The organism is Streptosporangium sp. NPDC049046 (genome assembly GCF_040649155.1).
Taxonomy (GTDB): Bacteria; Actinomycetota; Actinomycetes; order Streptosporangiales; family Streptosporangiaceae; genus Streptosporangium.
Genome location: NZ_JBEZEZ010000002.1, coordinates 286,033 through 311,661 on the forward strand (window position 1 = coordinate 286,033; position 25,629 = coordinate 311,661).

23 protein-coding genes are annotated in these 25,629 nt (G+C 69.3%); 8 read left to right on the forward strand and 15 right to left on the reverse strand.

The window, feature by feature from the left end; translation table 11 throughout:
- Nucleotides 1-81: 81 nt before the first annotated feature.
- Both chrA and AB0B96_RS03715 read right to left on the reverse strand, forming a co-directional pair.
- Nucleotides 82-1,281, reverse strand: coding sequence for a chromate efflux transporter (chrA, locus tag AB0B96_RS03710; RefSeq protein ID WP_362896215.1), 1,200 nt, complete (start codon nucleotides 1,279-1,281; stop codon nucleotides 82-84).
- A gap of 365 nt (nucleotides 1,282-1,646) precedes the next feature.
- Nucleotides 1,647-2,099: a gamma-glutamylcyclotransferase gene (locus tag AB0B96_RS03715; RefSeq protein WP_350943474.1), complete on the reverse strand. Its 453-nt coding sequence runs from the start codon at nucleotides 2,097-2,099 to the stop codon at nucleotides 1,647-1,649.
- Between the two features lie 153 nt (nucleotides 2,100-2,252).
- On the opposite strand from AB0B96_RS03715, the gene AB0B96_RS03720 reads away from it, so the two are divergent.
- The gene (locus AB0B96_RS03720; RefSeq protein ID WP_350943476.1) at nucleotides 2,253-3,647 is read left to right on the forward strand and encodes an NAD(P)H-quinone dehydrogenase; all 1,395 of its coding nucleotides are present in this window, start codon (nucleotides 2,253-2,255) and stop codon (nucleotides 3,645-3,647) included.
- A 43-nt stretch (nucleotides 3,648-3,690) separates the two neighbouring features.
- On the opposite strand, the gene AB0B96_RS03725 is transcribed toward AB0B96_RS03720, so the two are convergent.
- On the reverse strand, nucleotides 3,691-4,887 hold the full coding sequence (locus AB0B96_RS03725) for a pentapeptide repeat-containing protein (RefSeq protein ID WP_362896217.1): 1,197 nt from the start codon (nucleotides 4,885-4,887) through the stop codon (nucleotides 3,691-3,693).
- Between the two features lie 367 nt (nucleotides 4,888-5,254).
- On the opposite strand from AB0B96_RS03725, the gene AB0B96_RS03730 reads away from it, so the two are divergent.
- Complete coding sequence (locus AB0B96_RS03730; RefSeq protein WP_362896219.1) at nucleotides 5,255-5,842, forward strand: histidine phosphatase family protein; 588 nt, start codon at nucleotides 5,255-5,257, stop codon at nucleotides 5,840-5,842.
- 308 nt (nucleotides 5,843-6,150) lie between these two features.
- Entirely contained in the window at nucleotides 6,151-6,876 is a 726-nt protein-coding gene (locus tag AB0B96_RS03735) for an alpha/beta hydrolase (protein ID WP_362896221.1), read from the forward strand.
- 140 nt (nucleotides 6,877-7,016) lie between these two features.
- Here AB0B96_RS03735 and AB0B96_RS03740 read toward each other — a convergent pair whose 3' ends face one another.
- The 3 genes from AB0B96_RS03740 to AB0B96_RS03750 are packed head-to-tail and all read right to left on the reverse strand — an operon-like array spanning nucleotide 7,017 to nucleotide 10,470.
- Nucleotides 7,017-8,699, reverse strand: a complete 1,683-nt coding sequence (locus AB0B96_RS03740; protein WP_362896223.1) for a pyruvate, phosphate dikinase — start codon at nucleotides 8,697-8,699, stop codon at nucleotides 7,017-7,019.
- Nucleotides 8,696-9,328 carry a transcriptional regulator gene (locus AB0B96_RS03745; protein WP_362896225.1) on the reverse strand — a complete coding sequence of 211 codons (633 nt, stop codon included), beginning with the start codon at nucleotides 9,326-9,328 and terminating at the stop codon, nucleotides 8,696-8,698. The genes AB0B96_RS03740 and AB0B96_RS03745 overlap by 4 nt, the downstream gene beginning before the upstream one ends.
- Nucleotides 9,325-10,470, reverse strand: a complete 1,146-nt coding sequence (locus AB0B96_RS03750; protein WP_362896227.1) for a helix-turn-helix domain-containing protein — start codon at nucleotides 10,468-10,470, stop codon at nucleotides 9,325-9,327. Before AB0B96_RS03750 ends, AB0B96_RS03745 begins: the two co-directional genes overlap by 4 nt.
- Nucleotides 10,471-10,570: 100 nt before the next feature.
- Between AB0B96_RS03750 and AB0B96_RS03755 the strand changes: the two genes are divergently transcribed.
- Nucleotides 10,571-11,548: an ATP-binding cassette domain-containing protein gene (locus tag AB0B96_RS03755; protein ID WP_362896229.1), complete on the forward strand. Its 978-nt coding sequence runs from the start codon at nucleotides 10,571-10,573 to the stop codon at nucleotides 11,546-11,548.
- A 67-nt stretch (nucleotides 11,549-11,615) separates the two neighbouring features.
- Nucleotides 11,616-12,419: an ABC transporter permease gene (locus AB0B96_RS03760; RefSeq protein WP_362896231.1), complete on the forward strand. Its 804-nt coding sequence runs from the start codon at nucleotides 11,616-11,618 to the stop codon at nucleotides 12,417-12,419.
- Between the two features lie 76 nt (nucleotides 12,420-12,495).
- On the opposite strand, the gene AB0B96_RS03765 is transcribed toward AB0B96_RS03760, so the two are convergent.
- The 5 genes from AB0B96_RS03765 to AB0B96_RS03785 all read right to left on the reverse strand — a co-directional run bounded on the left by AB0B96_RS03765 (nucleotide 12,496) and on the right by AB0B96_RS03785 (nucleotide 17,086).
- Nucleotides 12,496-13,398 (reverse strand): ROK family protein, encoded by a 903-nt coding sequence (locus AB0B96_RS03765; protein WP_362896233.1) that lies wholly within the window; start codon nucleotides 13,396-13,398, stop codon nucleotides 12,496-12,498.
- A 1-nt stretch (nucleotide 13,399) separates the two neighbouring features.
- A complete protein-coding gene (locus tag AB0B96_RS03770) occupies nucleotides 13,400-14,164 on the reverse strand; it encodes a DeoR/GlpR family DNA-binding transcription regulator (protein ID WP_362896235.1) in 765 nt (254 codons plus the stop codon).
- A 127-nt stretch (nucleotides 14,165-14,291) separates the two neighbouring features.
- Complete coding sequence (locus AB0B96_RS03775) at nucleotides 14,292-15,275, reverse strand: ABC transporter substrate-binding protein (protein WP_362896237.1); 984 nt, start codon at nucleotides 15,273-15,275, stop codon at nucleotides 14,292-14,294.
- 24 nt (nucleotides 15,276-15,299) lie between these two features.
- Entirely contained in the window at nucleotides 15,300-16,316 is a 1,017-nt protein-coding gene (locus tag AB0B96_RS03780; protein WP_362896239.1) for an ABC transporter permease, read from the reverse strand.
- Nucleotides 16,313-17,086 carry an ATP-binding cassette domain-containing protein gene (locus tag AB0B96_RS03785; protein ID WP_362896241.1) on the reverse strand — a complete coding sequence of 258 codons (774 nt, stop codon included), beginning with the start codon at nucleotides 17,084-17,086 and terminating at the stop codon, nucleotides 16,313-16,315. The genes AB0B96_RS03780 and AB0B96_RS03785 overlap by 4 nt, the downstream gene beginning before the upstream one ends.
- Nucleotides 17,087-17,175: 89 nt before the next feature.
- Between AB0B96_RS03785 and AB0B96_RS03790 the strand changes: the two genes are divergently transcribed.
- Together AB0B96_RS03790 and AB0B96_RS03795 are read left to right on the forward strand one after the other, a co-directional pair.
- Nucleotides 17,176-18,222 carry an SIS domain-containing protein gene (locus AB0B96_RS03790; protein ID WP_362896243.1) on the forward strand — a complete coding sequence of 349 codons (1,047 nt, stop codon included), beginning with the start codon at nucleotides 17,176-17,178 and terminating at the stop codon, nucleotides 18,220-18,222.
- Between the two features lie 116 nt (nucleotides 18,223-18,338).
- Complete coding sequence (locus AB0B96_RS03795; RefSeq protein WP_362896245.1) at nucleotides 18,339-18,668, forward strand: hypothetical protein; 330 nt, start codon at nucleotides 18,339-18,341, stop codon at nucleotides 18,666-18,668.
- A gap of 143 nt (nucleotides 18,669-18,811) precedes the next feature.
- Here AB0B96_RS03795 and AB0B96_RS03800 read toward each other — a convergent pair whose 3' ends face one another.
- The 3 genes from AB0B96_RS03800 to AB0B96_RS03810 form a co-directional block, all read right to left on the reverse strand.
- Nucleotides 18,812-20,614: a hypothetical protein gene (locus tag AB0B96_RS03800; protein ID WP_362896247.1), complete on the reverse strand. Its 1,803-nt coding sequence runs from the start codon at nucleotides 20,612-20,614 to the stop codon at nucleotides 18,812-18,814.
- Between the two features lie 259 nt (nucleotides 20,615-20,873).
- The gene (locus tag AB0B96_RS03805) at nucleotides 20,874-22,121 is read right to left on the reverse strand and encodes a YcaO-like family protein (protein ID WP_362896249.1); all 1,248 of its coding nucleotides are present in this window, start codon (nucleotides 22,119-22,121) and stop codon (nucleotides 20,874-20,876) included.
- Nucleotides 22,122-22,265: 144 nt separating this feature from the next.
- Entirely contained in the window at nucleotides 22,266-22,412 is a 147-nt protein-coding gene (locus AB0B96_RS03810) for a hypothetical protein (protein WP_362896251.1), read from the reverse strand.
- A gap of 316 nt (nucleotides 22,413-22,728) precedes the next feature.
- On the opposite strand from AB0B96_RS03810, the gene AB0B96_RS03815 reads away from it, so the two are divergent.
- The gene (locus AB0B96_RS03815) at nucleotides 22,729-23,529 is read left to right on the forward strand and encodes a hypothetical protein (protein ID WP_362896253.1); all 801 of its coding nucleotides are present in this window, start codon (nucleotides 22,729-22,731) and stop codon (nucleotides 23,527-23,529) included.
- A 65-nt stretch (nucleotides 23,530-23,594) separates the two neighbouring features.
- Here the strand turns inward: AB0B96_RS03815 and AB0B96_RS03820 are convergent, their stop codons facing one another.
- A complete protein-coding gene (locus tag AB0B96_RS03820; RefSeq protein WP_362896255.1) occupies nucleotides 23,595-25,604 on the reverse strand; it encodes a beta-galactosidase in 2,010 nt (669 codons plus the stop codon).
- Nucleotides 25,605-25,629 lie beyond the last annotated feature (25 nt).

Sequence of the window (25,629 nt, forward strand, 5' to 3'; positions counted from 1 at the left end):
CCCGCTCAGGCCCGTCCCCGCCCGGCGGAGGGGGTGACGCGTCCGGGCCGCCCAGTGAAGGACGCGACGCGCCCGGGACGTTCAGCCGAGCCCGGTGACGGCCACCGAGACCAGGCCGACCGCCGCTCCGGCCGCGATCAACCACGCCGAGTTCAGCTTCGTCCTCCACAGCACGAGCAGTGTTCCCGCGGTGAGCGCCCAGGTGAGCGGATCAACCAGGGAGATGCGGCCGAGCTGGAACGCGACTCCGGCCATCAGGGCGAGCGAGGCGGCGTTCACCCCGTCGAGCAGCGCGCTCGACCAGGTCCTCGCCCTGATCCGGTCGGTGATCTTGGTGAGCAGCCCGACCAGCAGGAAGCTCGGCAGGAAGATCGCGACGGTGGCGACGATCGCGCCGGGGACCCCGGCGATCAGGTAGCCGACGAAGGTGGCCGTGGTGAACACCGGACCGGGGGTGAACTGGCCGATCGAGACGGCGTCGGTGAGCTGGGTGCTGGTGAGCCAGCCGAGCCGATGGACGAAGTCGCCCTCCAGGAAGGCGAGCAGGACGTAGCCGCTCCCGTACAGGACGGCCCCGATCTTGAGCATGGTTAGGAAGAGCCGGAGCAACTGGTCGGGGTCCTGGCCACCGGTGAGGACCAGCGGTGCGGCCAGCAGCGCCCGCGCGCCGTTCCCGTGAGGTTTCTCACCCGGCCCGCGCGGGCGGGAGCGCCAAGCGGAGGCCGTCCGCACCGCCACGGTCAACAGGGCTCCGGCGGCGAGCAGGAGCAGCTCGTTCACGCCGAGCAGGTAGGCCGTCAGGACACCCACGGCCAGGATCCACAGATAGGTGGTCCCCAGCGCGGTACGGACCAGGGAGAGCAGGGCCCAGATGATGATCGCGATGACGACGGGCCTGATGCCGTAAAGGATCCCGCTCACCGCAGGGGTGTGGCCGTAGTGGACGTACAGGGCCGCGAGCGTGCCGACCATGAGCGCGGCGGGCAGGATGAAACAGACCCCGGCCGACACCAGGCCGCGCCACCCGGCGCGGTCGTGGCCGATGTGGATGGCCAGCTCGGTGGAGTTGGGGCCGGGGATGAGGTTGGTCGCGCCGATCAGATCGAGGAAACGCTGCTCGGTCAGCCAGCCGCGCCGCCGTACCACCTCGTCGTGCATCATCGCGATGTGCGCCGCGGGTCCTCCGAAGGCGATGACGCCCAGCCGCAGGAACAGCCAGGTCACCTCGCGCAGGGATGAACCGCGCCCGGTTTCGCCATCTTCGGGAGGTACGTCATTCACCAGGGAATCATGACATTTTTCCAGGTGAAGGCGGGGTGGCCTCCGGGTTAACTCCACCTCCCCGCGCGTGTCCGCGTGCGGCTCGGCCCGCCCGATGGTGGAGCGGATCGTGCTGCCACCCCTGCGCGTGCCCGCGTGCGGCGAACTCGTTCGAGCGGGTCAGGCTCGGTCAGGCCCACCTCCCGCGCGTGCCCGCGTGCGGCCTGCTCACGCCGGCCTTCCGCGTGACGGCGATCCGCGTGTCCCTGTGCGGGAGGTGACGAGCGATGCCCTCAGGCTCCCGGGGGGAGTTCCCCCGGGAGATCGTCATGTGCGCGCCCGGAGTGCCTCGGCTCGCAGGGAGCCCGGGGGTCTCTGCAGGGAGGTCAGCTTCCCAGCGAGGTGCAGGGACGCCCACGCAGCTCCCTGACGTAGTCGTCGGGGGCGCCCGCGCGCTCGGCGGCCTCGGCCAGGATGCCGAGGTAGCGGGCCGAGGGCAGCCCGCCCTCGTACCCGTCGAGCACGTAGAACCACGCCACGACCTCGCCCTCCATGGTCTGCACCCGGAGCTTGACCTTGTGATAGAGGCCGCGCGCCGCGCCCTCCCACTGGTCGAGGGAGCTCTCGTCCCACTCGGGCACGTCGTAGAGGACGACGAAGACCTGGTCGTCAGGGTCCTCGACGATGGAGGCGAGCGCGCCCTCCCAGCCGAGATCGTTCCCGCCGAAGGTCAGACGCCAGCCCTGGAGCCAGCCCGTCCCCCTGATCGGGGAGTGAGGGGCCCGCTGGGCCATCTGCTTCGGGTCCATGTTGCTGCCGTAAGCGGCGTAGACAGGCACGGAGACAAACACTAATCCAAGATCCGCGAGACGCTCACCCGGCTTCGAGGCCACGCCGATGACTGGTGGAATCTCGATGGTTTTGTGGTGGTTTCGTGGTTTGGGAGGGGTGCCCAGCGATGCCCGGTCCCGTCATGCGGGAGAATGGGCCATGTGACGAGGATAGTGATCATCGGTGGCGGTCCCGGCGGATACGAGGCGGCGCTGGTCGCCGCCCAGCTCGGAGCGCAGGTCACCGTGGTCGAACAGGACGGCCCCGGCGGGGCCTGCGTCCTCACCGACTGCGTGCCGTCCAAGACGCTGATCGCCACCTCGGTGCGCAAGCAGGCGCTCCTCGACGCCAGCATGCTGGGAGTCCACTACACCGGTGGCCCCGACGGCGACGTCGGCGGCGTCATCGCCGACATGCCACTGGTGAACAGGCGCGTCAAGGAGCTCGCCCGCGCCCAGTCCGCGGACATCGCCGCCCGGCTGGCCGCGGAGGGCGTCGAGGTGATCAAGGCCCCCGGGCGGCTGGTCGACCCGCAGGTGGTGAGGGCCGGAGACCGGACGATCCGCGCGGACGTCGTCATCGTGGCGACCGGCGCGACCCCGCGCATCCTCACCGGCGCCGAGCCCGACGGCGAGCGCATCCTCACCTGGCGCCAGCTGTACGACCTGGAGGAGCTGCCCGAACACCTCATCGTGGTCGGCTCCGGCGTCACCGGCGCGGAGTTCGCCGGGGCCTACCGCTCGCTGGGCTCGGAGGTCACGCTCGTCTCCTCCCGCGACCGCATGATGCCCAACGAGGACGCCGACGCCGCCGAGGTCCTCGAAGAGGTATACCGGCGCCGTGGCATGAACGTCATGGGCCGCTCCCGCGCCGAGTCCGTCAAGCGCACCCCGGACGGCGTGGTCGTCACCCTGGAGGACGGCAGGACCGCCGAGGGCAGCCACTGCCTGATGACGGTCGGCATGGTCCCCAACACCGCGGGGATCGGCCTTGAGGAGGCCGGGGTCACCCTTGACCGGGGCGGCTTCATCCAGGTCGACAAGGTCTCCCGCACCTCCGCGCCCGGCGTCTACGCGGCCGGAGACTGCACCGGTGTCCTGATGCTCGCCTCGGTCGCCGCCATGCAGGGCCGGATCGCCGTCTGGCACGCCCTCGGCGAGGCCGTGCACCCGCTCCGCCTCGCGACCGTGGCCTCCGCCATCTTCACCGACCCCGAGATCGCCGCCGTGGGCATCGCCGAGCGGGCGATCGAGAACGGTGAGATCGAGGCCAACATCGTCAAGCTGCCGCTCGCCACCAACGCCCGCGCCAAGATGCAGGGTTTCAACGACGGCTTCGTGAAGCTCTTCTGCCGCCCCAACACCGGCATCATCCTCGGCGGCGTCGTGGTCGCCCCCCGCGCCTCCGAGCTGATCCTCGGGGTCTCGGTCGCCGTGCAGCAGAGACTCACCGTCGACCAGATCGCCCACACCTTCGCGGTCTACCCCTCCCTGTCCGGCTCCGTCACCGAGGCCGCCCGCCGCCTCATGCAGCCGATGACCCCCAGCGGCATCTGATCATGTACTTCGGATCCCGCTCCGTTTGTCCCGCCGGGCGGTGTCAGTGGACGCGGGGGCGGAGACGGTCCAGGGCGGCTCTACCGTCCTGGACGGCGCGGGCCACGAAGTGCAGTTCCTCTTCGCGGCGGGCGACGAGAAGGGCCTGCTTGGCCGCCTCGTAGGCGTCCAGGGCGAGACGCCAGTCGCGGTCGGCGGTCATGCCGCCGCGCCCGCTCACCTGGAACTCGTAGTCGAGCTGGTCGATCTCCTCGCCCAGCCGGGTGATGTTCTCCTCCGCGCCGTTCCGCATCAGCACGAACCGGGCGTTGCGCCGGCTCCGCCGCTGGGCGCTGACACCCCAGGCCACCACGGTCAGCGCCAGGCCCACCGCGCTGAGCACGACCATGACGAGTCCGACGGACGGGCCGCCGCTCTGGATGGGGTCGTCCTGCGGGGCGTTCGTTTCCCTGGCTCCGAAGATGTCGAGGTCGGGCAGCGAGGTCGGGAGCGGGACGGTGAGACCGGTGGGGGTGCCCTTGGCGCCGGTGAGGTCGACGTCGTCGGCCTGGATGAAGGACGCGGCCTCGACCAGCGCGCCGGTGAAGTCGGCGCCGTCCAGCTCGGCCTGGGTGAACTCGACCTCGCGCACGTCGGCGTCCTTGAACGTCGCGTTGCGCAGGTTCGCCTGGCTCATCTTGGCCTCGCGGAGCTTGGCCCTGGTGAAGTCGGCCTTGCGCGCCTTGAGCTGACCGGGGGTGCTCTCCTCCAGGTCGGCGTCGACCAGCTTGGCGTTGGTGAAGTTGACCTGGGTCAGCTCGGCCCTGGTCAGCTTCGCCCCGGTCAGGTCCGCGTGCGGGAACTCCGCCTGTCCGGCCTCGGCGTCGACCAGGATCGCCTTGCGCAGGTCGGCGTGGTCGGCGTGCATCTGCCCCAGGTCGGCCTCGGTGAGGTTGGCGCCCCGCAGGTCGGCGTACTTCAGCGTGGCCTGGGTGAGGTTGGCCTGCCTGAGCGAGGCGCCGCGCAGGATCGCTCCGGTGAGGTCCTTCTGGATGAGCTCCACGCCGTTCAGCTTCGCCCCGGTCAGGTCGGCGCAGCGCAGGGTGACGGGAAGCTGGGCGCCCCTGGTGAAGTCCTTGCCGCGCAGGTTGACGCCCTGACCGGGCTTGCACGGCCCGGCCGCGGCCTGGGCGGGAGAGATGACTGTCCCCGAGAGCGCGAAGATCGCGACGATGAGAGCCAGGGGGATGGGACGACGCACGGGAGCCTCCTTCAAAGCAGCCCCGATCGTGGCAGCGGACCATTGCATCACGCTAGACACCCACTTGCACCTTTCGCGCCGGGGTTCGTGGACGACCTCCCGACGGGGCTACCTCCGTCGCGTGACGGCAGGGCTTGCGTTTCTCACTGTTCAGATGTTGAAGACATTTGGATTTTGTTAGTATCCTGATTTTCATTGTTCCGGGAAAGGGGGCGGCGATGGTCCGGCTGATTCGGGGTGCGGTGTGCTCGGACCTCTCCGAGCAGGCCCGCACCGGCCGGCGGAGAGGAGCGTCGGCCCTCGCCGTACGGCGCCTCGGAGCCGTAGGAGGATCCGGTGCCCACACTCCGAGACCTGGGAGCTGACGATGGCGACTCGGCACCTGTACGTGATACGGCACGGCGCGGCGGACGCGTTCGGCACGTTGACCGACGTCGGGCAGCGGCAGTCCGAGCTGGTCGGGAAGCGCCTGGCCGCCCTGCCTGTCGACGTCGTGTGGCATTCGCCCCTTCCCCGGGCGGTGCGCTCCGCCCAGATCGTCGGCGAGCACCTGTCGGGCGTCGCCGTGCGCGAAGCGGCCGAGCTGATCGACCATGTGCCGTACGTGCCGGACGAGATGCCCCCCGCGTGGGCGGGGTTCTTCGACGGGTACGACGCGGAGGAGGCCGCCGCGGGCGCGGCCCTCGCGGACGCGCTGGTCGACAGGTTCGCGTGCCCGGCGGAGAGCGAGACCCACGAGGTCCTGGTCACCCACGCCTATCCGGTGGCCTGGCTGCTGCGGCACGCCCTCGACGCGCCACCGGTGCGATGGCTGGGGCTGAACTGCGGAAACACGGCGCTGACGGCGATCGAGTATCGCGACGCCGTGGCGCCGACGGTGCTGTTGTACAACGACATGGGCCACCTCCCGCCCGACCTGCGCTGGACGGGATTCGGGCCGGGCGGGCGGCCCTGAGCACACGATCGACCAGGACCGTCCCGGACGCTCGACGGCGCGGGGCGAGCGAGGAGCATGCACGACCGCTCCGACGTGCCGGTTGCCCGGCGAGGCCGGACCGGAGCGGGCCAGGCCGGGTGCCGCGTCGGGCGGCCTGTGCCCGCAGAGGTCCGTGTGATACGTTCGGCGGCGCCGTGCGGCACTACGACCGAAGGAGGTGAGACCGATCAACGCTGTGACGACAGATCGGGGCTCCCTCCCTCGCATGGTCTAGGGAGCGCCCGACAAGGCACCCCCGAAAGGCTTCGAACGCCATGCGCTTCAGCTTGACCTCTCAGACGTCGACCGACGGCGTCACCGAACGGTCCTTCACCCTCGGCGAGATCCCCGGCGTGTTGTTCACGCCGGAAGGCGCCACCGGACCCCGCCCGCTGATCCTGATGGGCCACGGCGGCGGCCAGCACAGGAGAGCACCCGGCGTCCTGGCCGGCGCGTACCGGTTCGCCGCCGAGGGAGGTTTCGCCGTCGCGGCGATCGACGCTCCCAACCACGGCGAGCGGCGGAAAAGCGAACGGTTCCTCCGGTTCGCGGGCGACATGCGGGCCCGCATGGCCGCCGGCGAGGATCCGGCCGGGCTGGTCGGGGCCATGCACGACCTGCTGGCAGAGCAGGCGGTCGCCGACTGGCAGGCCGTTCTGACCGCGGTCCAGGAACTCGACCATGTGGGCGCGGGCCCGGTCGGCTACTGGGGGGTGTCGATGGGCTGTGGGCTCGGCGTGCCGCTCCTCGCCGTCGAGCCCCGGATCCGCGCCGCGGTGCTGGGCCTGCTCGGTGTGCACGGGCTGGCCGAGAGCGCCGCCCGGGTCACCGTGCCGGTGCAGTTCCTGCTCCAGTGGGACGACACGCGGGTTCCCAGGGACCAGGCGCTGGCGCTGTTCGACGCCCTGGGCTCGGCCGAGAAGACGCTGCACGCCAACCTCGGCGACCACGGGGGAGTCCCCGAGTTCGAAACCGACACCGCGCTGCGCTTCTTCGCCCGGCACTTTGGATAGAACCGTTTGACGCGTTCCCCGGGCTCCTCACCCGGATGGATGACCGTTGATCCATGTGAGGGGCCCGGACGGGACCGGACTCCCACGGCCGGTTCGTGCGGATACGGGAAGATGAGGCTTCACGCCCGCGCGGCGAGCGGTCACGTCGAAGAGTCACCGTCTCCCAACCGCGATCGACCCGTGCCCCCGTGACGGGACGCGTCGGTCTCTCGCCCACCCGAGGACCCAAGGTCCTGGCCGTGACGGAGTACGGCATGGGCGGCGCCGAGGCGTAGGGCCTCGTCGCGTTCCGAGTGGTCGCCCGACACCTCGTCGGCCCATTCGAGGAGCCGGCGCAGGTGGATGTCGGCCCCGGTCGTGACGACACCGGGACTGCCGAGGGCGACCTCACCGCCGGTCCCGTCGATGGTGACGAGGGTGCCCTCACCGACGGTGCGTCCACCGGCCCGCACCGAGGCGCCGGTGACGTCGACGGTGAGGTCGCCGATCCCCACCACAGCGGGCTTTCCCATCGATCGCGCGACGACCGCGGCGTGGCTGGCCGGCCCGCCGCGGGCGGTGACGATCCCGGCGGCGGCCGCCAGACCGTGCATGTCGTGCGGGGAGGTCTCCGGCCGTACCAGGATGACCGGGCCGTCCGCGGCCATGCGTACCGCTCCGTCCGAGGTGGTCGCCACCCTGCCGGCCGCGACACCGGGGCAGGCGCCGATTCCCCTGGCCAGGATGTCGGCGGTTCCCGCGATCCGGGGTGTGCGGACGTGCGGGAGGTGCCGCGGTGAGATCCTGAGCAGCGCTTCGTGCCGCCCGATCACCCGCTCGTCGGCGAGGTCGGTCGCGACGCGGACGGCGGCACCCCCGACGAACCTTCCCGGCCGGACCTGCAGAATCCACAGCTCCCCGGCCTGGAAGGTGAACTCGACATAGCACGCGTCGCGGTAGTGCCCCTCGACCCGGCGCAGCGCGTCCAGGAGGCCGGTCCACACCGCCGGTTCCCGGTCGGCGAGTTCGCGCAGGGGCCGGGTGAGTGAGCTGCCGGAGACGACGTCCTCACCCTGGTGCCCGAACAGGACCTCGCCGAACGGGACGTTCTCCCCGGTGTTGGGGTCGCGGCTGAACGCGACCCCGGTGCCGCTGTGGGCATCGCGGTTCCCGAAGACCATCGTCTGCACGATCACGGCCGTACCGAGGTCGTGCGGGATGTCGTGCAGCTCGCGGTAGGTTCTGGCGCGCGGCGTGTCCCACGACGAGAACACGGCCTCGACCGCCGACTCCAGTTGCCGCGCCGCGTCGTCCGGGATCGGCCGGCCCCACCGTCGCCGGATGAGATCCTCGACCGCCTCGATCCGTGCCTGCTCGTCGCCTGCCCCTCGTGCGAGGGCTCCGTCGTCCACGTTGACGATCGCGGCGGCGAAGCCGGCCAGGAACCGCAACCGTGAGTTCAGCGCGAACCGCGCGTCGCCCATCTCGGACGCCAAGGCGGCCGTGGCCTCGGCCGTGAGGCCGAGGTTGAGGATCGTGTTCATCATGCCGGGCATCGACACCTCGGCCCCGGAGCGAACGGAGACCGCCAACGGCGTCCGTGATCCCCCGAAGCGACGCCCGGTGGAGGCTTCGAGATCGGCGACGGCCGCCGCGAGTTCGTCGTCGAGTCCGTCGGGAAGACGCCCGTCGCGCAGGAACGCGCGACACGCGTGGGTGGTGACGACGAACCCGGGAGGCACCGGCAACCCGAGACGCCTCAGGACCAGGAGACCGTGTGCCTTGCCGCCCAGCGTCTCCGCCGTCTCCTCGACACGCGGAGAGAGCGGGCGAACCCATCTCATACCCATCGGGGGATCCCGAGTGTGGCGTGCAGGTCCTCGTGAAGCTCCGCCCACACGATGTGGTACGACGAGAAGTCGTCGGCCACGTACGCCAACTCGCCGGCGGCGGCACGCTCGAGTGCCTCGGTGAGACGAACCCGGTAGCGGCCGAAGCGGGGCAACGCCGCGGACAGCCGGGCGCCGACGACGGCGGCACGCCGGTCGAAGTCGACGAACCGGGCGAGGACGCGGGCGTCGTAGGAGGCGTCGCGGTGGTCGTTGGCGGCCATGACACCGTCGACGGACCGGATCTGCCACGCCGTGCACAGTTCGAGCAGTTCCGGGTTGAGTACGAGGAAGTCGTCGAACGCCGCCTGCACGGCGGCACGGGCTCCGGCCGACTCCAACTCGGCGTTGAGGCGTTCGGCGTTCACGGCACGGCCGACGTCGGTGAGACTCCATCCGCCGAAGTCGCCGCCCGCATACGTGACGAGACCGGCGACCGCGAGATCGATCAGCTCGGACTCGACGTCGGATTCACCGAGCCCCGTGGTGCCGGCGAGGCGGGTGAGGCCGGAGGCGCCGCTGCAGCGCAGGGCGTGGAGCACCGACAGGCCGGTGTCGGTCGCGAAAGACTCCGATCGGGTCATGACGTGGGCCCCTTCGGCCGGGTGTCGTTCGAGGTGCCGGCGTTCGAGGCGCCGGAGGTCGAGACGTCGGAGGTCGAGGCCGCGTACGCGGCGCCTCGTCCGTGGGCTCGGGCGACGATCGCGCCGTTCCGGACGCGTACGGCGGACTCCGTCTCGTCGTCGAGGTCCGTCAGGCCGATCGCCGACGCCACCAGGGCGTCGTCGTCGAGGACGAGCCGGACACGCCGCCAGGCGTCGGGAGCGAAGACCCGCCGCAGGCAGCCGACGAGATCGGTGATCCTGAGCCGTACGAGGCGGCCCGTCTCGGCGGCGTCGTCCGTGACGACGACCACCGTCACCTGCTCGCCGGGCCGGGCGGAACGGACGGCCTCCTCGACGGCGGCGAGACGGCCGGCTCCCAGCACCGTGATCAGCCCGTCGGCGCCGAGGTCGACCCGACCCCCGCTGATCCGATCCGTGAGTTCGGTGGGCGGATCCCACGCGTCCTCGCACGGTCGCGCCGGAGTGACATAGGGAAGATACGGCGGCTCCCAGGTGTCGGTGAGCTCGATCCCGGCCAGATGCTCACACGCGCGTGCCAGGTCGAAGGGGTCGCCGAATCCCGGTGCGCTCTCGGCCAGGTGACCCGAACCGTCCAGTAGCGTCAGCGTCAGCTCGGCGAGCCGTACCCGCCGCACCGGCGTCGCGCGGGCCGGTTCGCACGACTCCAGGGCGAGGGCGAGCAGCAACGCCTCCACCCTGACGACCTGCGCCAGCACCGTGCGCCCCCGCTCGTCGTCGAGGACGCCGCCGAGCGAGCGCAGGTGCAGGCGCCCTCCGGAGGCCGTGTCGCCGACCAGAGGCAGCCGTTCGAGCCAGGTCCTGGCGAACGCGCCCAGCGCATCGGCCGTCGTCGGTGGGGGTGGCGGCGTCGGCGGCTCGTCCGCGGTGGGGTTCTCGACCATGTCGATCAGCACCGCGAGATACAGCGCACGCTTGCTCGGGAAGTTCGAGTAGACCGCCCCGCGGGTCAGGTCGGCCCGATCGGCGATCCGGTCGACCTTGGCCGCCGCGTAGCCGTGCTCGGTGAACTCCTCCCTCGCCGCCGTCAGCACGAACCTCCGGGTGCGCTCCTGCTGCTGCACCCGCGTCAGTCGAACCATCACCGTTCCTTTCTGCGAACCATCGGCATTAGGATACTCTCAAAATTCAGATGTTATAAACATCTGAATCGCGAGACGATCGAGATGAGGGATGGTGAAGGTGAGCGATCATGGGTTCGAGACCGAAGGGCTGACCAAGGCGTTCGGCAAGGTCACCGCGCTGGACGGTGTCGATCTGGCCGCCCCGCGCGGGCAGGTGCTCGGCCTGCTGGGCCCCAACGGCGCGGGAAAGACCACCGTGATCCGCGTCCTCGCGACCCTGCTGCGCCCCGACAGCGGGCGCGCGTCCGTGGCCGGGTTCGACGTGGCACGCCGACCGGCGGAGGTGCGTCGCCGGATCGCGCTGTCGGGCCAGCACACCAGCGTGGACGAGGAGCTGACCGGCCTGGCGAACCTGGTCATGATCGGCCGGCTCCTCGACCTGTCCCGACCGCAGGCTCTCCTGCGCGCCACCGACCTGCTCGCCCGTTTCGGCCTGGAGGACGCGGCGAAAAGACCGGTGGCCGGCTACTCCGGTGGCATGCGCCGCCGCCTCGATCTCGCCGCGAGCATGGTCGGACACCCCAAGGTGGTCTTCCTCGACGAGCCCTCGGTGGGACTGGACCCCGGCAAACGCGACGAGCTGTGGCAGATGATCCGGGGCCTGAGCGCGGACGGCGTCACCGTCCTGCTCACCACCCAGTACCTCGAAGAGGCCGACGCCCTCGCCGACGCCATCGCCGTCATCGACCAGGGACGGGTCATCGCCTCCGGCACCCCCGCCGAGCTGAAACGAGAAGTCGGCGGGCACACCATCGCCGTGCGGCCGAACGACCCCGCCGACACCGACGTGGCCGCCCGCATCCTGGCCGACGTCGCGGGCCGGGCCCCGGAGCGCTCCAGCCGCCACGAGCTGGTCGTGCCCGTCACCGGTGACGGGGACTTCTTCGAGATCGCCGCCCGGCTGCGCGAACGCCGTATAGGCGTCTCCGAACTGTCGCTGCGCCTGCCCAGCCTCGACGAGGTCTTCCTCGCCCTGACCGGAACACCCGCCACCCCTGCCGCCTCCGCCGAAGAACCGACGAAAGCCGCCAGATGACCGCCACCGAACGATCGCGTACCGGAATACCTACCACCGCCGCCGACGAACCGACGAGGGCCGCCCGATGACCGCCACCGTGTCCAGCATCGAACCACCGCGCACCCGGCCCCTCGCCTGGCTACGGCACAGCTTCGTGCTCGCCGGCCGCAGCCTCGCCAAGACCACCCGCAACCCCGGCCCGATCGTCAACGGGGTCGTCACACCCGCCCTGTTCATGGTGCTCTTCCTCTATCTCTTCGGCGGCTCCGTGGCCGGCTCCACCGCCGACTACCTGCGGTACCTCTTCCCCGGCATCCTCGTCATGGGCGCCGGCCTCGCCGGGTTGGTCTCGACCGGCACCAACATCAACCTCGACCTCAAGAACGGCGTCACCGACCGGTTCCGCAGCCTGCCCATCAGCCGCCTCGCGCCCCTGCTCGGCTCGGTACTGGCCGACATCGTCCGCTATCTGCTCGCCGTCGCCATCCTCTTCGCCATCGGCACGCTCCTCGGCTTCCGCGCCCACGGTGGTCTCCCCGCGGTCCTCGCCGCCGCCGGCCTCGCCATCACCTTCGGCTTCTGCCTGAGCTGGGTCACCGTGTTCTTCGGCGTCCTCGTCAGGAGCGCCGACACCGTCCTCGCGATCAGCTTCATCAGTTTCCTGCCGTTGCAGCTCGGCACCAGCCTCGCCGCTCCCGTCGAGACCCTGCCCGGCTGGCTGCGAGCCTGGGCCGAGATCAACCCCGTCACCCACGCCATGGACGCCTGCCGCGCTCTCCTCAACGGCACCCCGGTCGGCGGCACCGTCACCACCACGCTCATCTGGTGCGCGGTCCTCTTCGTGGTGTTCTGCCCCCTCGCCATCCGCGCCTACAGCCGCCGGCAATGACCCCGGCGGTTTTCGTACGTGGCGGAGCGCGAGCCTCGGCCCGTCGGACCTCGGCCACCCACCGCTACGCGGGGTCTCACCCGTGAGCAGCGGTGAGGGCGGCGCCCAGCCAGCCGGAGTCGGCGCCGAGTGCCGCGGGCGTGAAGGGAACGCGGGACGCGAAGGGCAGCCGGATGAGGTCACGGGCGATACGCACGGCCGGCTCGACGTAGCCGGGCGCGCCGGTGCCAAGCCCTCCGCCGATGACGACCACCTCGGGGTCGTACGACTGGACCAGTCCGGCGAGGTACGCGCCGAGGTGCCAGGCCGCGTGGTCCACGACGTCTCCGGCGGCGGGAACTCCGTCACGGGCGTCGTCCAGGACGGGTCTGGCGTCTCTCGCGCCCGGCCCCCGGTACGCCTCCGCCAGTGCGGGACCGGAGCAGATGTCTTCCACGGTGCCTGCCTCGCACGTCGACCAGGGGCAGCGTGCCGGAGGCGCGTACCCGCTGAAGAGCGCGCCGCCGTGTGCGCCGGTCAGTACTCGACCGTCGTGCACGAGCGAGTGCGACAGGCCGGTGCCGAGACTGACGAAGAGGGTGTCGTTCGCGCCGCGCCCGGCACCGAGCGACCATTCGGCCAGGGCGCCGCAGGCGGCGTCGTTCGCGGCGATGACGGAGCCGCCGTCCCGGAGCTCGCGGGGCATGTCGCCCAGGACGTCGGCGGGCGTCCAGCCGCGCCAGCCGATCCAGGAGGTGAGGTCGCGAAAGCGGCCGTCGCCGTCGACCGTAGTGGTGACGGAAAGGCCGACGGCCGCGATGGCGAAGGTGTCGCAGGCCCGGCGGAGCAGCGTGCGCACGGTGGCGGCGTTGGCCTCGCCCGTGCCGCGGACGGTCGGCTCGACCCCTATCCGGGTACTGGTGCCGTCGGCGTGCAGAACGCCGACGGCGATCTTCGTGCCGCCGACGTCGACACCGGCGATGGCTGTGGGCCGGCTCATGTCAGGTGCTCACGATCCGGGTGCCGGCGCTCTCGGCCGCGCGGGCCGTCTCGGTCGCGGCGCCCTGCTCATCGGTGACGACGATGTCGACGTCGTCCAGACCGCACACCTTCGCGTACGTCGTGACGCCGAACTTGCCGCCGTCGGCGACCAGGATGGTGCGGCGGGCGCTGGCCAGGGCGGAACGCTTGACGAACGCGTCGTCGGGGTTGTACTCGGTGACGCCGCTGACCGCGTCCAGGCCGCTCGCACTCATGATGTAGGTGTCGAAGTTGTACTCGGCGAACGCGCGCTGCGTCTCGGTGCCGTACAGCGTGTGCTCCACCGGTCTCACCACGCCGCCCGCGAGCAGGACGGTGAGGCCGGGGTCGTCGGCGAGTTCGGAGGCGATGCGCAGGTCCACGGTGAGGACGCGGATGTTGCGCCTTCCGAGGAGGGCGCGGGCGACGTTCGCGGTGGTGGACCCGGCATCGAGGATGATCGTCTCGCCCTCGCGGATCTGCTCGGCGGCGGCCTTGCCGATGTGTTGCTTGTTCTCGGCGTTACTGAGGATGCGCGCCTGATAGCGCGGCGAGTGGCTCTGCGAGACGATGGAGACGGCTCCGCCGTGAACACGGCTGAGCGCACCGGTCTGCTCCAGCGCCTCCAGGTCGCGGCGGATGGTCATCTCGGTCATGCCGCTCTCTCGGGCGATGTCGGAGATGCGGAGACGGCCGGTCCGCTGGATCACGTCCAGGATCAGGCGGTGCCGGTCGGACTTCTTCATCACGTTCCTCCGGTGAGTGATCGTGTTCAGCGTAGTGCCGGTCGGCGGGATGCGGGGGCAGCGCACGGTGGCTGTCCGATGACGGCGCGGGCGCGTCGAAGGTGCGCCCGCGCCGTCATCGGCCGGGTCAGCAGGGCACGTAGAACGACTGGGCGATGGCGGGATCGTCCATGTTGTCGCGGGTGGCGACGACGATGTCCGTGTCGACGGTCGGCTGCGTGGCCGAGCCCTTCGCCGCCGCCAGCGCCTGGTCCACCGCGGCGGCGCCGATCTTCGACGGCGCGGGCACGAGGAGTGCCTTGGCGATGCCGTCCTTGAGCAACCCGACCTGATACTCGCGGGCGCCTCCGGCCACCAGGGGGATCTTTCCGGCCTTCCCCGCCTCACGGAGGCCGGTGACCGCGCCTTCGGCGTCGCCGCCGTTGAAGGTCATCACACCTGCCAGCCCGGGGTGCCGGGCCAGCGCCGCGGCCACGATCGAGGCGGACTTGCCCGCGTCGCCCTGGCTGTACTGGATGACCGGCTCGATGTCGGGGTGTTCCGCCATCTCCTTGAGGAACGCCTTGCGTCCCAGATCGTTGGTGGTGACGCCGGGCGGCGAGAAGATCGCCAGGACGGTTCCCTTGTCACCGACGGCCTTGGCGAGCTCCTGAGCACCGAGCGTCCCCATCTGCGTCCAGTTGGCGGATATCTGAGAGGACAGGAACGAGGTGTCGTCGAGCGTCGTGTCCACTGTGACGATCTTGGAGCCGTCCTGGTGCGCCTGCTGGAGCGGTGGAAAGAGAGCCTTGGAGTCGGTCGGCGCGATGATGATGGCGTCGGGCTTCTTCGCGGTGGCGCCGTTGACGATAGGCACCTGCTGCGAGGTGTCGAACGCCTTCGGCCCCAGCAGATCGAGCGCGACGCCCTTGGCCGCGGCCTCCTTTTTGGCCCCGCACATGAGCGACTGGTAGTAGGCGTCGCCGAGGTTGCCCACGATGAGGGACATGCTGGCGGAGGCGGTGGCCGTGGCCGTGTCGTTGGAGCGTTCCGCGGCGCCGCAGGCGGTGAGGCCCGCGATCACCGACGTGACGAGGGCGGCGTGTCCGAGGGCACGCAGGGACGGCTTCATGGGTTTCCTTCGAGGTATGGCCGTTCAGACGGAGCGGCTGCGGCGAATCTTGTCGAGGTAGACGGCGGCGATGAGGACGATGCCCACGGCGACCTGCTGCCAGTAGGGCGTCACGCCCGTGACGACGAACCCGTTCTGCAGCACCGTGGGGATGAAGACGCCGGCGACGGTGCCGACGATGGCGCCCGTTCCGCCGAACAGGCTGGTGCCGCCGAGGACGACGGCGGTGACGGCCTGGAGGTTGTCGGTGGCGTGCCCGGCGAGGGTGGTGGTGGCGAACCGGGCGAGCGACAGGAACCCGGCCAGGCCGGTGAGCCCGCCCGCGATGACGTACACCTTCACGAGGTGGATGTTGACGTTGATGGAGGCGCGTCGGGCGGCCTCCTCATTGGCGCCGATGGCGTAGGTGTGGCGGCCGAAGCGGGTGGCCTGCAGCAACACTCCGAAGACGATGGCGACGGCCGCGGCCGCCACCACGAGCCACGGCACTCCGAGCAGGCGCTGCGACCCGATGGCGGTGACCGAGGACGGCACGTCCTGCAGGTCGAACCCGCCCGTGATGATGTAGGAGAGCCCGAGCGCCGCACCGAGAGTGCCCAGTGTCGCGATGAAGGCCGGGATTCGCCCGTACGCGACGAGCACGCCGTGCAGCACACCCCAGGCCAGGCCGCTGGCGACCGCGACGACGCCACCAAGGACGGCCACCCCGGGGCCGTCGCCGCCGAACGCCTGCATGGCCTTGACCGACATCACTCCGGAGAACACCAGCACCGAGCCGGTCGAGAGGTCGATGCCTGCCGTGATCATCGGAAAGTTGATCGCGATGGAGAGGATGAGCAGGATCGAGGCGTCGGTGAGGATGGCCCGCGTGTTGCTCGCACTGGTGAACGAGACGGGCGCGATGGTCGCGAACACAGCGACGATCACGAACAGAATGATGAACGTGACCGTGCTCGGACGTAGCAGGAGGCCGGTCAGCCGAGCGCGCGGGGACTCCGTCCCGGTAGCCGGGGCCGCCGTGACGGCACTTGGGGGACTCATCTCATCTCCTCCTGGCGCGCGCCGGTGATGGCGGCGACCACTTCCTGGGTGTTTGTGACGCGGGCGTCAAGCCGGGCGACGCGCCGCCCGAGCCGCAGCACCTCGATCCGGTCGGCGACATCCAGCACGTCGGGGACGCTGTGGCTGATGAGGACGACCGCGATGCCCCGGTCACGCACCCGTTTGATGAGGTCGAGGACGTTCCTGGTCTGGGCCACGCCCAGCGCGGCCGTGGGCTCGTCCATGAAAACGACGCGGTTGGCCCACATGACGGCGCGGCAGACGGCGACCCCCTGACGCTGGCCGCCGGACATGCCACGGACCGTCTGCCCGCTTGGTGTGACCGTCACCGACAACTCGCTGAAGACCCGTGCGGCCTCGTTGCGCATGGCCTTCTTGTCGAGAAAGCCGAGGCGCCCGAGTAGTCCGGAGCGCATGTGTTCCCTTCCGAGGAACAGGTTGCTGGCCGCGTCGAGGGAGTCGGCGAGCGCGAGGTCCTGGTAGACGGTCTCGATCCCCAGGGCGCGAGCGGCGTCGGGACTTCGCAGCTCGACGGGCTCGCCGTCCATCAGGACTTCGCCGCTGGTCGGGGGCTGGACACCGGAAAGGATCTTGATGAGGGTGCTCTTGCCCGCGCCGTTGTCGCCCATCAGTGCGACCACTTCGCCCGCACCGACCGCGAAGTCGGCGCCGCGCAGCGCCTGCACGTGACCGAACGTCTTCACGACGTTGCGTGCCTCAAGCAACGGCTCTGCCAGTGAGGATGTCATGGCGGAGAGGTTATGTTCATTCAAACATTTATGGCAAGAAGCGAACAGAAAAAATTTTGGATGTAACAGGAAGGTGATAAGTTGACCGCGTGAACTCCTCCTCCTCCGACATGACGCCTCCCTATGTGCGTGGCATCGCCCAACAGGTCCACACCCTCCGCGCCATCCTCGACGCTCCGATCCCCGACGACGTCGGCCGCCTGGTGCGCGACCGGCTGGCGCGCTACAACGGCATCGTGTTCACCGGCATGGGCTCGGGGCCGTTCGCGTCCTACCCGGCGTGGCTGCGGCTCGTATCGGCCGGCGTGCCCGCCTGGGTCGTCGAGACCGCCGAGCTGATCAACTACGCGCCCGGCCTGCTGACCCCCGACAAGCTGCTTGTGGTCGTCTCACAGTCGGGCGAGTCGGCGGAGGTGCTCGCCCTGCTCGACACGCTCGGTCCGAAGCGCCCTACGATCCTGGCGGTGGTGAACAACCTGAGCTCGCCGCTCGCCCGCGCCGCGGACGTCGTCTATCCCCTCCACGTAGGGGCCGCGCGCGAGGACACCGCCGGCACGGGGACGTACATCAACACGATCGTGGCCGGCGCGCGCCTGGTGGACGCCGCGCTCGGCGAAGATCATTCGGCGGACTTCGCGCCCGCTGTGTCCGAGGTGCGGCGGTACGTCGAGGCCCTCGACGATCACCTTGACATCGCCCGCCCGCTGGAGCTGGCCAGTCGCACATTCGTGGTGCTGGGCCGCGGCCCGTCGCTGGCGTCGGCGCGCACCGGGGCGCTGCTCGTGAAGGAGGCGGGCAAGGTGCACGCGGAGGCGCTGGCCGCCAGCGAGTTCCGTCACGGCCCGCTCGACCTGGTGGACGACCGCTTCACGGCCGTCATGCTGGCGGGGGCCCGGGCGACGGCGTCACTCAACCGGCGCATGGCGCAGGACATCCTCGACCGCGACGGGCAGGTGCTCTGGGTCGGGCCGGGAGAGGGGCCCGGGGTGAACCTCGCGGCCCCCACCCTCACCGGTGCGGCCCGGCCGATCGCCGAGATCTTGCCGCTGCAGATGCTGAGCGTTGCGAGTGCCCTGGACAACGGGCTGCAGCCGGGCGCGTTCCGCCATGCCAGCCGCGTGACCCGCGTCCTGTGAAACCAGCACGTCAACGACGACCCTAAGGCTCTTACCGCCGTGCCTACGGCAGAGGCGAGTCGCGGAGGACGGTGCATGACCTCTGCCTGGCGTACTCCGGCCTTTACCCATAACCCATGCAACGTGCTGACTTGTTAGGCAAAACAGAGAAGATCATGTTCGAAGGCGAACGGAGGCACATGATCAGTCTCAAGCATGGAATGGGCTCCCTTTTGGTGGCGGCCGCAGTGGTCGCGGGCATCGGGGCGGCCGCGGCCCCGGCGGGCGCGGTCGCCGGGGCAGCGACCGCCCTCGGCTGGGAATACGTCGCGACGTATCCCGGCACCTCTGCCGGTGCGTCCAAATGCCGGGCCGACGGCAAGCTGTGGGGTGGCTCCTACGAATGCCGCTACTACGCAAAGGGCTGGAACGGTAACCCGAAGTACGAGCTCTGGATCCTTAAGTAGCGGAACGGGTGCCCATCCGTGCGTGGATGGGCACCCGCTCTGTGGTTCCGCCTTCTGCGCCGAAGGACGCAGGTGGATGGACTGGAACGCGGAGAGCGGTACGCCGTCACACGCGACAGGTGAACGTCGGCCTGGCTAGTCCGCTACGAAGGGTGACTGTCACCCGATTTATCCATCACATTGGAGGCGTGATGTCTCCTCCGCTGTCGGTCGACATCGCCGTGACGATACTCGATGAATACCTGAACAGGCCAAGACAATCGACCCGACATATGACGCCGACTCGCTGGATGGCGGGGTGGGACCAAGCGTCCGAGAGCTTCGTGTGAAGATGTCGATATCTGATCGAGAGTAGTACTGCCCTCGCAGATACCGTTCGGGACCGGTATGGTTAGGCGTTCTTCCGTCACAAGACGGTTTTGGCAACGTTGAATCGCTCCCATTAGCAGCGCATACAGCGCGAGAATGCCGGAAGAGATGGTCCCGACCAGCACTAATTTCTGGAGTTCTTGCTCCGGTGTCATTATCCTCTGCAGGAACCACGAGACCAGCAGGACCAGCAGGAGTGAACAGGCCACGGCGGCGCATCTCCGATACCGACGGCGCGCCGGCCGGTCGACATCGAAAAGTTCGGTCAACCGCCACAGGTGGAGGACCAGAACAACGATGGGTGCGGCGACGACCAAGGCCCAAGCTGTTACCTGGAGAAGCTCGGGCATCCTCTTCCATACGAAGCGGATCGGAATATAGATCAGTGTGGCGATGGCGAATGCCCCAACTGCCAGCAGGGGCCGGCCACCACGTGGAAGGCGTTCGTCGCGGATGGCTGCCGCGGCACGTAATCGGTCTGCGGTCAGGGCGAAGCGATAGAAGGTGACCGCCCCCAGCAGTGGATACAGCCAGAGGGCTGTGAAGATCAGAAACGGCAGGGCCACGGCTTCGGTGATGGGCCGGGACTCCACATAGCGGCCGGTGCCTTTCGCGACGCCGGCCGCAGGTGGTGTCCGGTCCTGGTCTTGGCGGCCACGCCAAACCGACCACAGCCACACCGCACGTAGCCCGGCCAAACCTGCGAGCCACAGGGCCCACCACCGGATGGTCACCGGGACAGCCGCACTCCACGCCAGAGCTATCGCCGCTACTGTCAGGCAGGCGATCGGGAAGATCAGGACCACAAGATCGAGCGGGAACTCCCGGGGTGGTCGGTAACCGAGATCGGTGAAGACCTTCCGCTCCTGCTGGTAGGCCCCGACCGACTTGGTGACGTGCCAGCTACTCGCCGACTCACGAATGTCGTGGTCGTCCTGATCGGAGAGGTTGAGGATCTGACGCTTGAGCCGAAACGCCGGAACGAACGGCCGGGTCAGCACGTAGCAACCGATCAACAGGATCGCCAGGGATGCCAGCAGGCCGGTAATTCCCAGTTCGAAGGCCTTGGTGATGATCTTCTCGGCATCGGCCGACCGCGAACCGACGGCAAAGTACGCGAGCATCGCCGCCAGGAGCTCTTTGATCTTCCTCCCCTCCGAGGTCCAGCGACTGGCCGCCTCGATCAGCACCGCGGTGAGGAACAGTGCCGGCACCGCGAAACCGACCACCATCCACCTGTGTCGTCCGATCGGCAGGGACTCGCGGTATCGCACGCATGTGTCGCGGTCTTCTGTCGGCCTGGGCGAGGACGTGTCGAGAGCCTCTCGAGCCGTGTAACGATGCCCGAGCGCGGAGAGGGATTGATCGATATGTCGAATAATCAGCGTCCGCGTACCCAAGGTCAGCCGCGGCAACCGGGAAAACGGTCGGAGGAGCCGCCACCGGGAAGGACGACAGGGCAGCCACTCGATCAACGGCAACAAGGTCGCCTGCAGCATCGCCCGATCGTAGAACTCAAGGAGTCGGTGCACCTCGTTGTCGGGAATTTTCTGAGATACGGGGATGGGTTTTCGCATCCGTCCCCCTTCCCCTCCACTCACGCGGGAGGCGAGGCGTACCTTGCCGCAGTCAGCGAAGCCGTATACGACGCCGAGGAGGCAGGGTCCCCGTGTTTCCGGCGGCCGACCTGGCTGTCTTCCCTACTGCCACCGTGCATACTGTGGCGATTCATCGGCTAGGGGATTTGGCTCCGGCCGGTTCTAACCCTTCGCAAATCTGCTGCCCGCCAGACAAAGGCCGTCCCAGCCCTCCTTGACGGGCGATAGACCTCGGGGGTCACTGTTGAGGAGCCGGTCGACCTTCGTGACCTTGAGCGGTGGCTTGTCCACGGGGTCCGGGAAGGATGAGGTTGCCGTCGGTGATCAGTAGGAAACGTTCCAAGCCAGGCACGATCACGTGTACGGCGGTGATAGCGCCTGGAAGTCTGGCCACTGTGCGATGGTAGGGCGGATAGCCGTGCGCGGTCAGGGTGGCTATCAGCCGGTGCAACTGCGCATGGGGCTGATCGGGCGTCCCGCCGACCGAGGTGAAGGGGATCGTGCGGGCGCCGCGCAGGTGATCGGTGAGGTCGAACCGCCCGCACGCGTGCAGGGCGGGATAGGGGGCGAGCCCCGCGAGTTCACCGCGCAGTGGGGCATCGGACCACGACGAGGTTTCCCCCAAGGTGGTCTGAAGCAGTTCGGTGAGGGCGCGCCAGGCGGCATAGACGGGGCTGAGTGAGGTGCCGGCGCCGCGCCGGTGTGGGTGGTGCGGGGTGGGGGCGGTGTAGGCGAGCATGGTGGGCACCCCGAAGTCGCTGGTGATGTCCAGCAGATACACCGGAGAGTCGGCGAGCCGCTCGGCTGCCGAGTACGCGTGCGCCGGTTCGGCCGGGAGAGTGGCCGGATCGATCACGGTGGGCCGGAAGTCGGCGGTGCACAGGAACGACCGCACCAGAAGTAGGGACAAGGCGTCGCGTTCGATGGTCTCGTTGAGGGCGTGCAGCAGCGCTTCGTCTTCGGTGACGCCGACCGCCGAGCCGCTGTTGCAGCTGTAGCGCATCAGATGGCGGTAGTCGTAGGTATCCGCGATCTGTTCGCGCAGCCGACCGGCGTGGGTCTCGACATACCAGGGGGCCGACAAGAACAGCGGCACCAGCGTCTCCTGCCCTCCTCCCAGGGGGTGATAGCGATGGCAGGCCAGCTGTCGGCCGGGTGTCTGGGCCAGTAGCATGCCGCAGGCCTCGTTCCGCAGCGGCCCGGCCGCTATCTGAGTGGATTCAGCCGGCTCCACGGCTGTGGGGTCGAACAGGGCCGGGCCGGTGAGGTAGTGCTCGAGCGCCTCGTACAGCGCTCCCACGCGTGCCTCCTCACGCCGGCCCTTGCCCATCCCCTGAGCCATCGGCGGCATGACTCCGCCGTCGGTGAGCATTCGGCACGACCAGGCGGTTGGATCTCCGCCCTGGCCCAGATCGATGAGCTCCGGCTCCAAGCCCAATTCCGCCAGCGCGACCATCACCCGCCTCATGGCCTCCGGCAGTGGCACCGTGCGCTCCCTCTCGAATGGTGGAGCACATGTACGCTCTGCTTTCGGCTCCATTTCCTTGCCGTCTTCTGTCGCCGGTTAATTCAGGCAACAGACGGTAGGTGCGGGAGAGGCCGTCCCGTGCCCTTTGTTTGGTTTCCGCATCTACTCACCGTCGACCTTCGCCGTGCGAAGCAGTTCTTTCAGCTGCTCACGTTCGGCTTCGGTCAGTTCCTGGCGGCTTCTGTCCAACGACTCGGATTTCATGTAGTCCGCACCGTGGCCCATGAGGCTCACCATCCCTTCACGCAAGTGCGCTCATGGTGCCCGGAAACGGGTCCAGCGAACACCATGGATGGCGCATGCGTTGCAAAAGATCCTAAAATCTCCCATTTGTAGATGATAGATACATGCCTCCTCACCTCTCCGAAGAGTTTCATCGTTTGGTACAGGGGGCCGGCCTGCGTCTTCGTGCTCAATGTCGTGGTCGTCGGCCGGCTCTTCGGACTCCTCGAAACGAGCGGTGTTCCCGGTGCTCGGCCATGACCTCCCGCAGAGAGACGAGACACGTCCGTGATCAAGATCGGGGAAGATTGCTCCTTCTTTCCCGGACTATCAAGGAACCCCTATGAAGCGAATGATCGCGAGCATCTCCGCGGTCACGGCCGTCGCGCTCGCGACCGGGGCACCGGCCCAAGCCCAGGCTCAGGCAGCCCCCGCCGATCCGGTCAAGGCGGTGAAGAGCCAGTTCGTTCCGGGCAAGGGGGTGAGGTTCAGCGACCGGAGCACCATGATCGAAGATGGCGAGGGCCAGCCTTACCTGCGGCGCACCGGTTCCTTCCAGTTCGGCCGAGGCGGGGTCGTCGCCTCCGACATCAGCTCGCAGAGTGCCCGCCCGGCCGACGATCGCCTCAATCCGCCCGTCCCCGAACGGACGATCCGGGTCGGCACCACGAGCTACTCCCAAGGTGGCACCTATCGCGACAAAATGCCGCGAGGCAAGAGTTGGTACAAGGACCCGAGCGGCATGACGGGCGGTACGGACGGCTGGTTCAGCCAGTTGGTGAACGTCGCAGAGCCGGCGACCCTCACCAGCCTGCTCAAGGGCGCCAAGAAGTCCCGTACCACCTACAGCGGCACCACCACCTTCGGCAGGCTCGCCAAAGTCTCGCCCTGGTTCCGCGCCACTTTGCCGCTCCGGTCGAGCGACAAGACCGTGGTGACGTTCAAGCTCACCGTGGACAGAAACCACCTGCCACAGCACCTGACCACGTCCTTCCCTGTCGTCGGCATCTTCGACAGCACCGGGTGGGAGGGCAAGACGATCAGCGTCGAGACCCGTTTCACCGGCTGGGGCAGCAGGGTCTCCATCAAGGCGCCGCCCGCGAACAAGGTGACGACCAAGCTTGAGGACAGGGACGGGTTGTGACAGCGGTCGGCGGCCTGACGGGGCGCTGATCGTCGGGCGGTTCGGCATCGAGGTGGCCGCCGTTGTCACTCTCGCTCAACGTGTGGTCGTACGGCGAAACCGCCCGGGGGTAGGAGCAGGTCGCCCGGTTCGTGTTCCTCGTCTCCGTGGTTGATGGCGAAGAGCCAGTCGCCGCGTCGTACGAGTTCCACGGGGGTGGGGGAGAGGCCGAGCAGGCGGGCGTAGGCGTCGTCGGTCAGGCGGGTGGAGATGTAGAGGGCCGTTCCTGAGCCGTACGGGTGGCGGGTGATGGCGGGTTGGCCGGAGAGGGGGGTGGCGAGGGTGTGCGGGCCGGTGTAGACGGCCAGCGCCTCGGCGCCCTCCAGATGGACGTGTTCGCTCCAGAAGGTGCCGGTCTCCGGCCGGTCGCCGGGGAACGTCGTTTCATCGGAAAACGTCGCCTCGTCGGTCGGGGGACGTGCGGGTATTTCGGCCCGGGGGGAGGTGCTCCGGGGGGCGAGGACGTCAGGAGCTGACAGGGTGAGGGCGACGTCGGGGGGCAGGGGGTGGAACTCCTCGACGCGGATGCCGAGCAGGTCGCGGAGGGCGCCGGGGTAGCCGCCGAGGCGGACGCGGGCGTGTTCGTCGGCGATGCCGCTGAGGTAGGAGACCACGAGGGTGCCGCCGCCGGAGACGTAGCGGCGCAGGTTGTCGGCGTCGGCGTCGGAGATCAGGTAGAGGCTGGGGACGAGGACGAGCGGGTAGGCCGACAGGTCGGCGGAGGGGTGGACGACGTCGGCGGTGACGCCGTGCCGGTAGAGGACCCGGTGGGCCTGGCGTACGGCCTCGGTGTAGTTCAGTTCGGTGGAGGGCAGCCCGGGTGCCTGGAGTGCCCAGTTCGCCTCGGCGTCCCAGAGGATCGCGGCCCCGGCCTCGACGGGAGCCGCGCAGGCGTCCTCCAGTGTGGGCAGCAGGGCGCCCAGGTCGCAGATCTCGCGGAAGATCCGCGAGTCGGGTCCGGCGTGCGGGACCATGCCGCCGTGCCAGAGTTCGGCGCCGCCCCGGGAGGCCCGCCACTGGAAGAACATGGCTCCCCGTGAGCCGCGCGCGATGTGCGACAGGCTCAGCCTGGTGATCTCACCGGGGTGCTTGGCGCGCATCCGGGGGCCGGTGTAGGTGACCACCGCCTGCTCCATCAGCAGCCAGGGCTTCCCGGTGGCCCAGCCGCGGGCCAGGTCGGCGGCGAAGGCGGTTTCGGCGGGCGGGTCGGTGGACGGGTAGTGGTCGATCGCCACCAGGTCGACCTCGGCCGCCCAGTGGCGGTGGTTCACCGGCACCCAGTCGCCGAGGACGAAGTTCGTGGTGATCGGGATGTCCGGGGTGAGTTCGCGCAGCACCGCCTTCTGCTCGCGGAAGTGGTCGAGCATCGCGTCGGAGACGAACCGCCGGAAGTCCAAGGCCTGGGAGGGGTTGGGCAGGTACTGGGTGGCGCGGGGGGTGGTGATCTGCTCCCACGCGGAGTAGTGCTGGCTCCAGAACGAGGTGGTCCAGGCGTCGTTCAGCGCCTCCAGGGTGCCGTGCCGGGCCCGCAGCCAGGTCCTGAAGGCGTCGGCGGCGTGGTCGCAGTGGCAGGTGGTGCCGTACTCGTTGTGCACGTGCCACATGGCGAGCGCCGGGTGGTCGCGGTAGCGCTCGGCGAGCGTGCGGGCGATTCCGGCGCAGGCGGCGAGGTAGGCGGGGGAGTGCACGCAGTAGGTGTCGCGGCTGCCGTGGGTGAGGCGGGTGCCGTCGTGGGTGACGGTGAGGGCGTCGGGGTGGGCGAGGCCGAACCAGGGGGGTGGCGAGGCGGTCGGGGTGGCGAGGTTGACGCGGATCCCGCCGTCGTGCAGCAGGTCGAGGACGCGGTCGAGCCAGCCGAGGTCGTGGACGCCGGGTGCGGGCTCCAGGCGCGCCCAGGAGAAGACGCCGACGCTGACCAGGTTCACCCCGGCCCGCCGCATCAGCTCGACGTCCTCCTTCCAGACATCCTCCGGCCACTGCTCGGGGTTGTAGTCCCCGCCGTAACACAGCCCGCCGAGCCGTTCCGACCAGTCCACGGCTCCCCTTTGTTTGGATGGAAAC

What these genes read in the sequence shown, in the direction of transcription:
- AB0B96_RS03795 (WP_362896245.1), top strand. Translation starts at nt 18,339, where the DNA reads ATGCAACGTGCTGACTTGTTAGGCAAAACAGAGAAGATCATGTTCGAA.
- AB0B96_RS03750 (WP_362896227.1), bottom strand. Translation starts at nt 10,470, where the DNA reads ATGGTTCGACTGACGCGGGTGCAGCAGCAGGAGCGCACCCGGAGGTTC.
- AB0B96_RS03775 (WP_362896237.1), bottom strand. Translation starts at nt 15,275, where the DNA reads ATGAAGCCGTCCCTGCGTGCCCTCGGACACGCCGCCCTCGTCACGTCG.
- AB0B96_RS03785 (WP_362896241.1), bottom strand. Translation starts at nt 17,086, where the DNA reads ATGACATCCTCACTGGCAGAGCCGTTGCTTGAGGCACGCAACGTCGTG.
- AB0B96_RS03760 (WP_362896231.1), top strand. Translation starts at nt 11,616, where the DNA reads ATGACCGCCACCGTGTCCAGCATCGAACCACCGCGCACCCGGCCCCTC.
- AB0B96_RS03730 (WP_362896219.1), top strand. Translation starts at nt 5,255, where the DNA reads ATGGCGACTCGGCACCTGTACGTGATACGGCACGGCGCGGCGGACGCG.
- AB0B96_RS03800 (WP_362896247.1), bottom strand. Translation starts at nt 20,614, where the DNA reads ATGCGAAAACCCATCCCCGTATCTCAGAAAATTCCCGACAACGAGGTG.
- AB0B96_RS03815 (WP_362896253.1), top strand. Translation starts at nt 22,729, where the DNA reads ATGAAGCGAATGATCGCGAGCATCTCCGCGGTCACGGCCGTCGCGCTC.
- AB0B96_RS03740 (WP_362896223.1), bottom strand. Translation starts at nt 8,699, where the DNA reads ATGAGATGGGTTCGCCCGCTCTCTCCGCGTGTCGAGGAGACGGCGGAG.
- AB0B96_RS03780 (WP_362896239.1), bottom strand. Translation starts at nt 16,316, where the DNA reads ATGAGTCCCCCAAGTGCCGTCACGGCGGCCCCGGCTACCGGGACGGAG.
- AB0B96_RS03765 (WP_362896233.1), bottom strand. Translation starts at nt 13,398, where the DNA reads ATGAGCCGGCCCACAGCCATCGCCGGTGTCGACGTCGGCGGCACGAAG.
- AB0B96_RS03745 (WP_362896225.1), bottom strand. Translation starts at nt 9,328, where the DNA reads ATGACCCGATCGGAGTCTTTCGCGACCGACACCGGCCTGTCGGTGCTC.
- AB0B96_RS03770 (WP_362896235.1), bottom strand. Translation starts at nt 14,164, where the DNA reads ATGAAGAAGTCCGACCGGCACCGCCTGATCCTGGACGTGATCCAGCGG.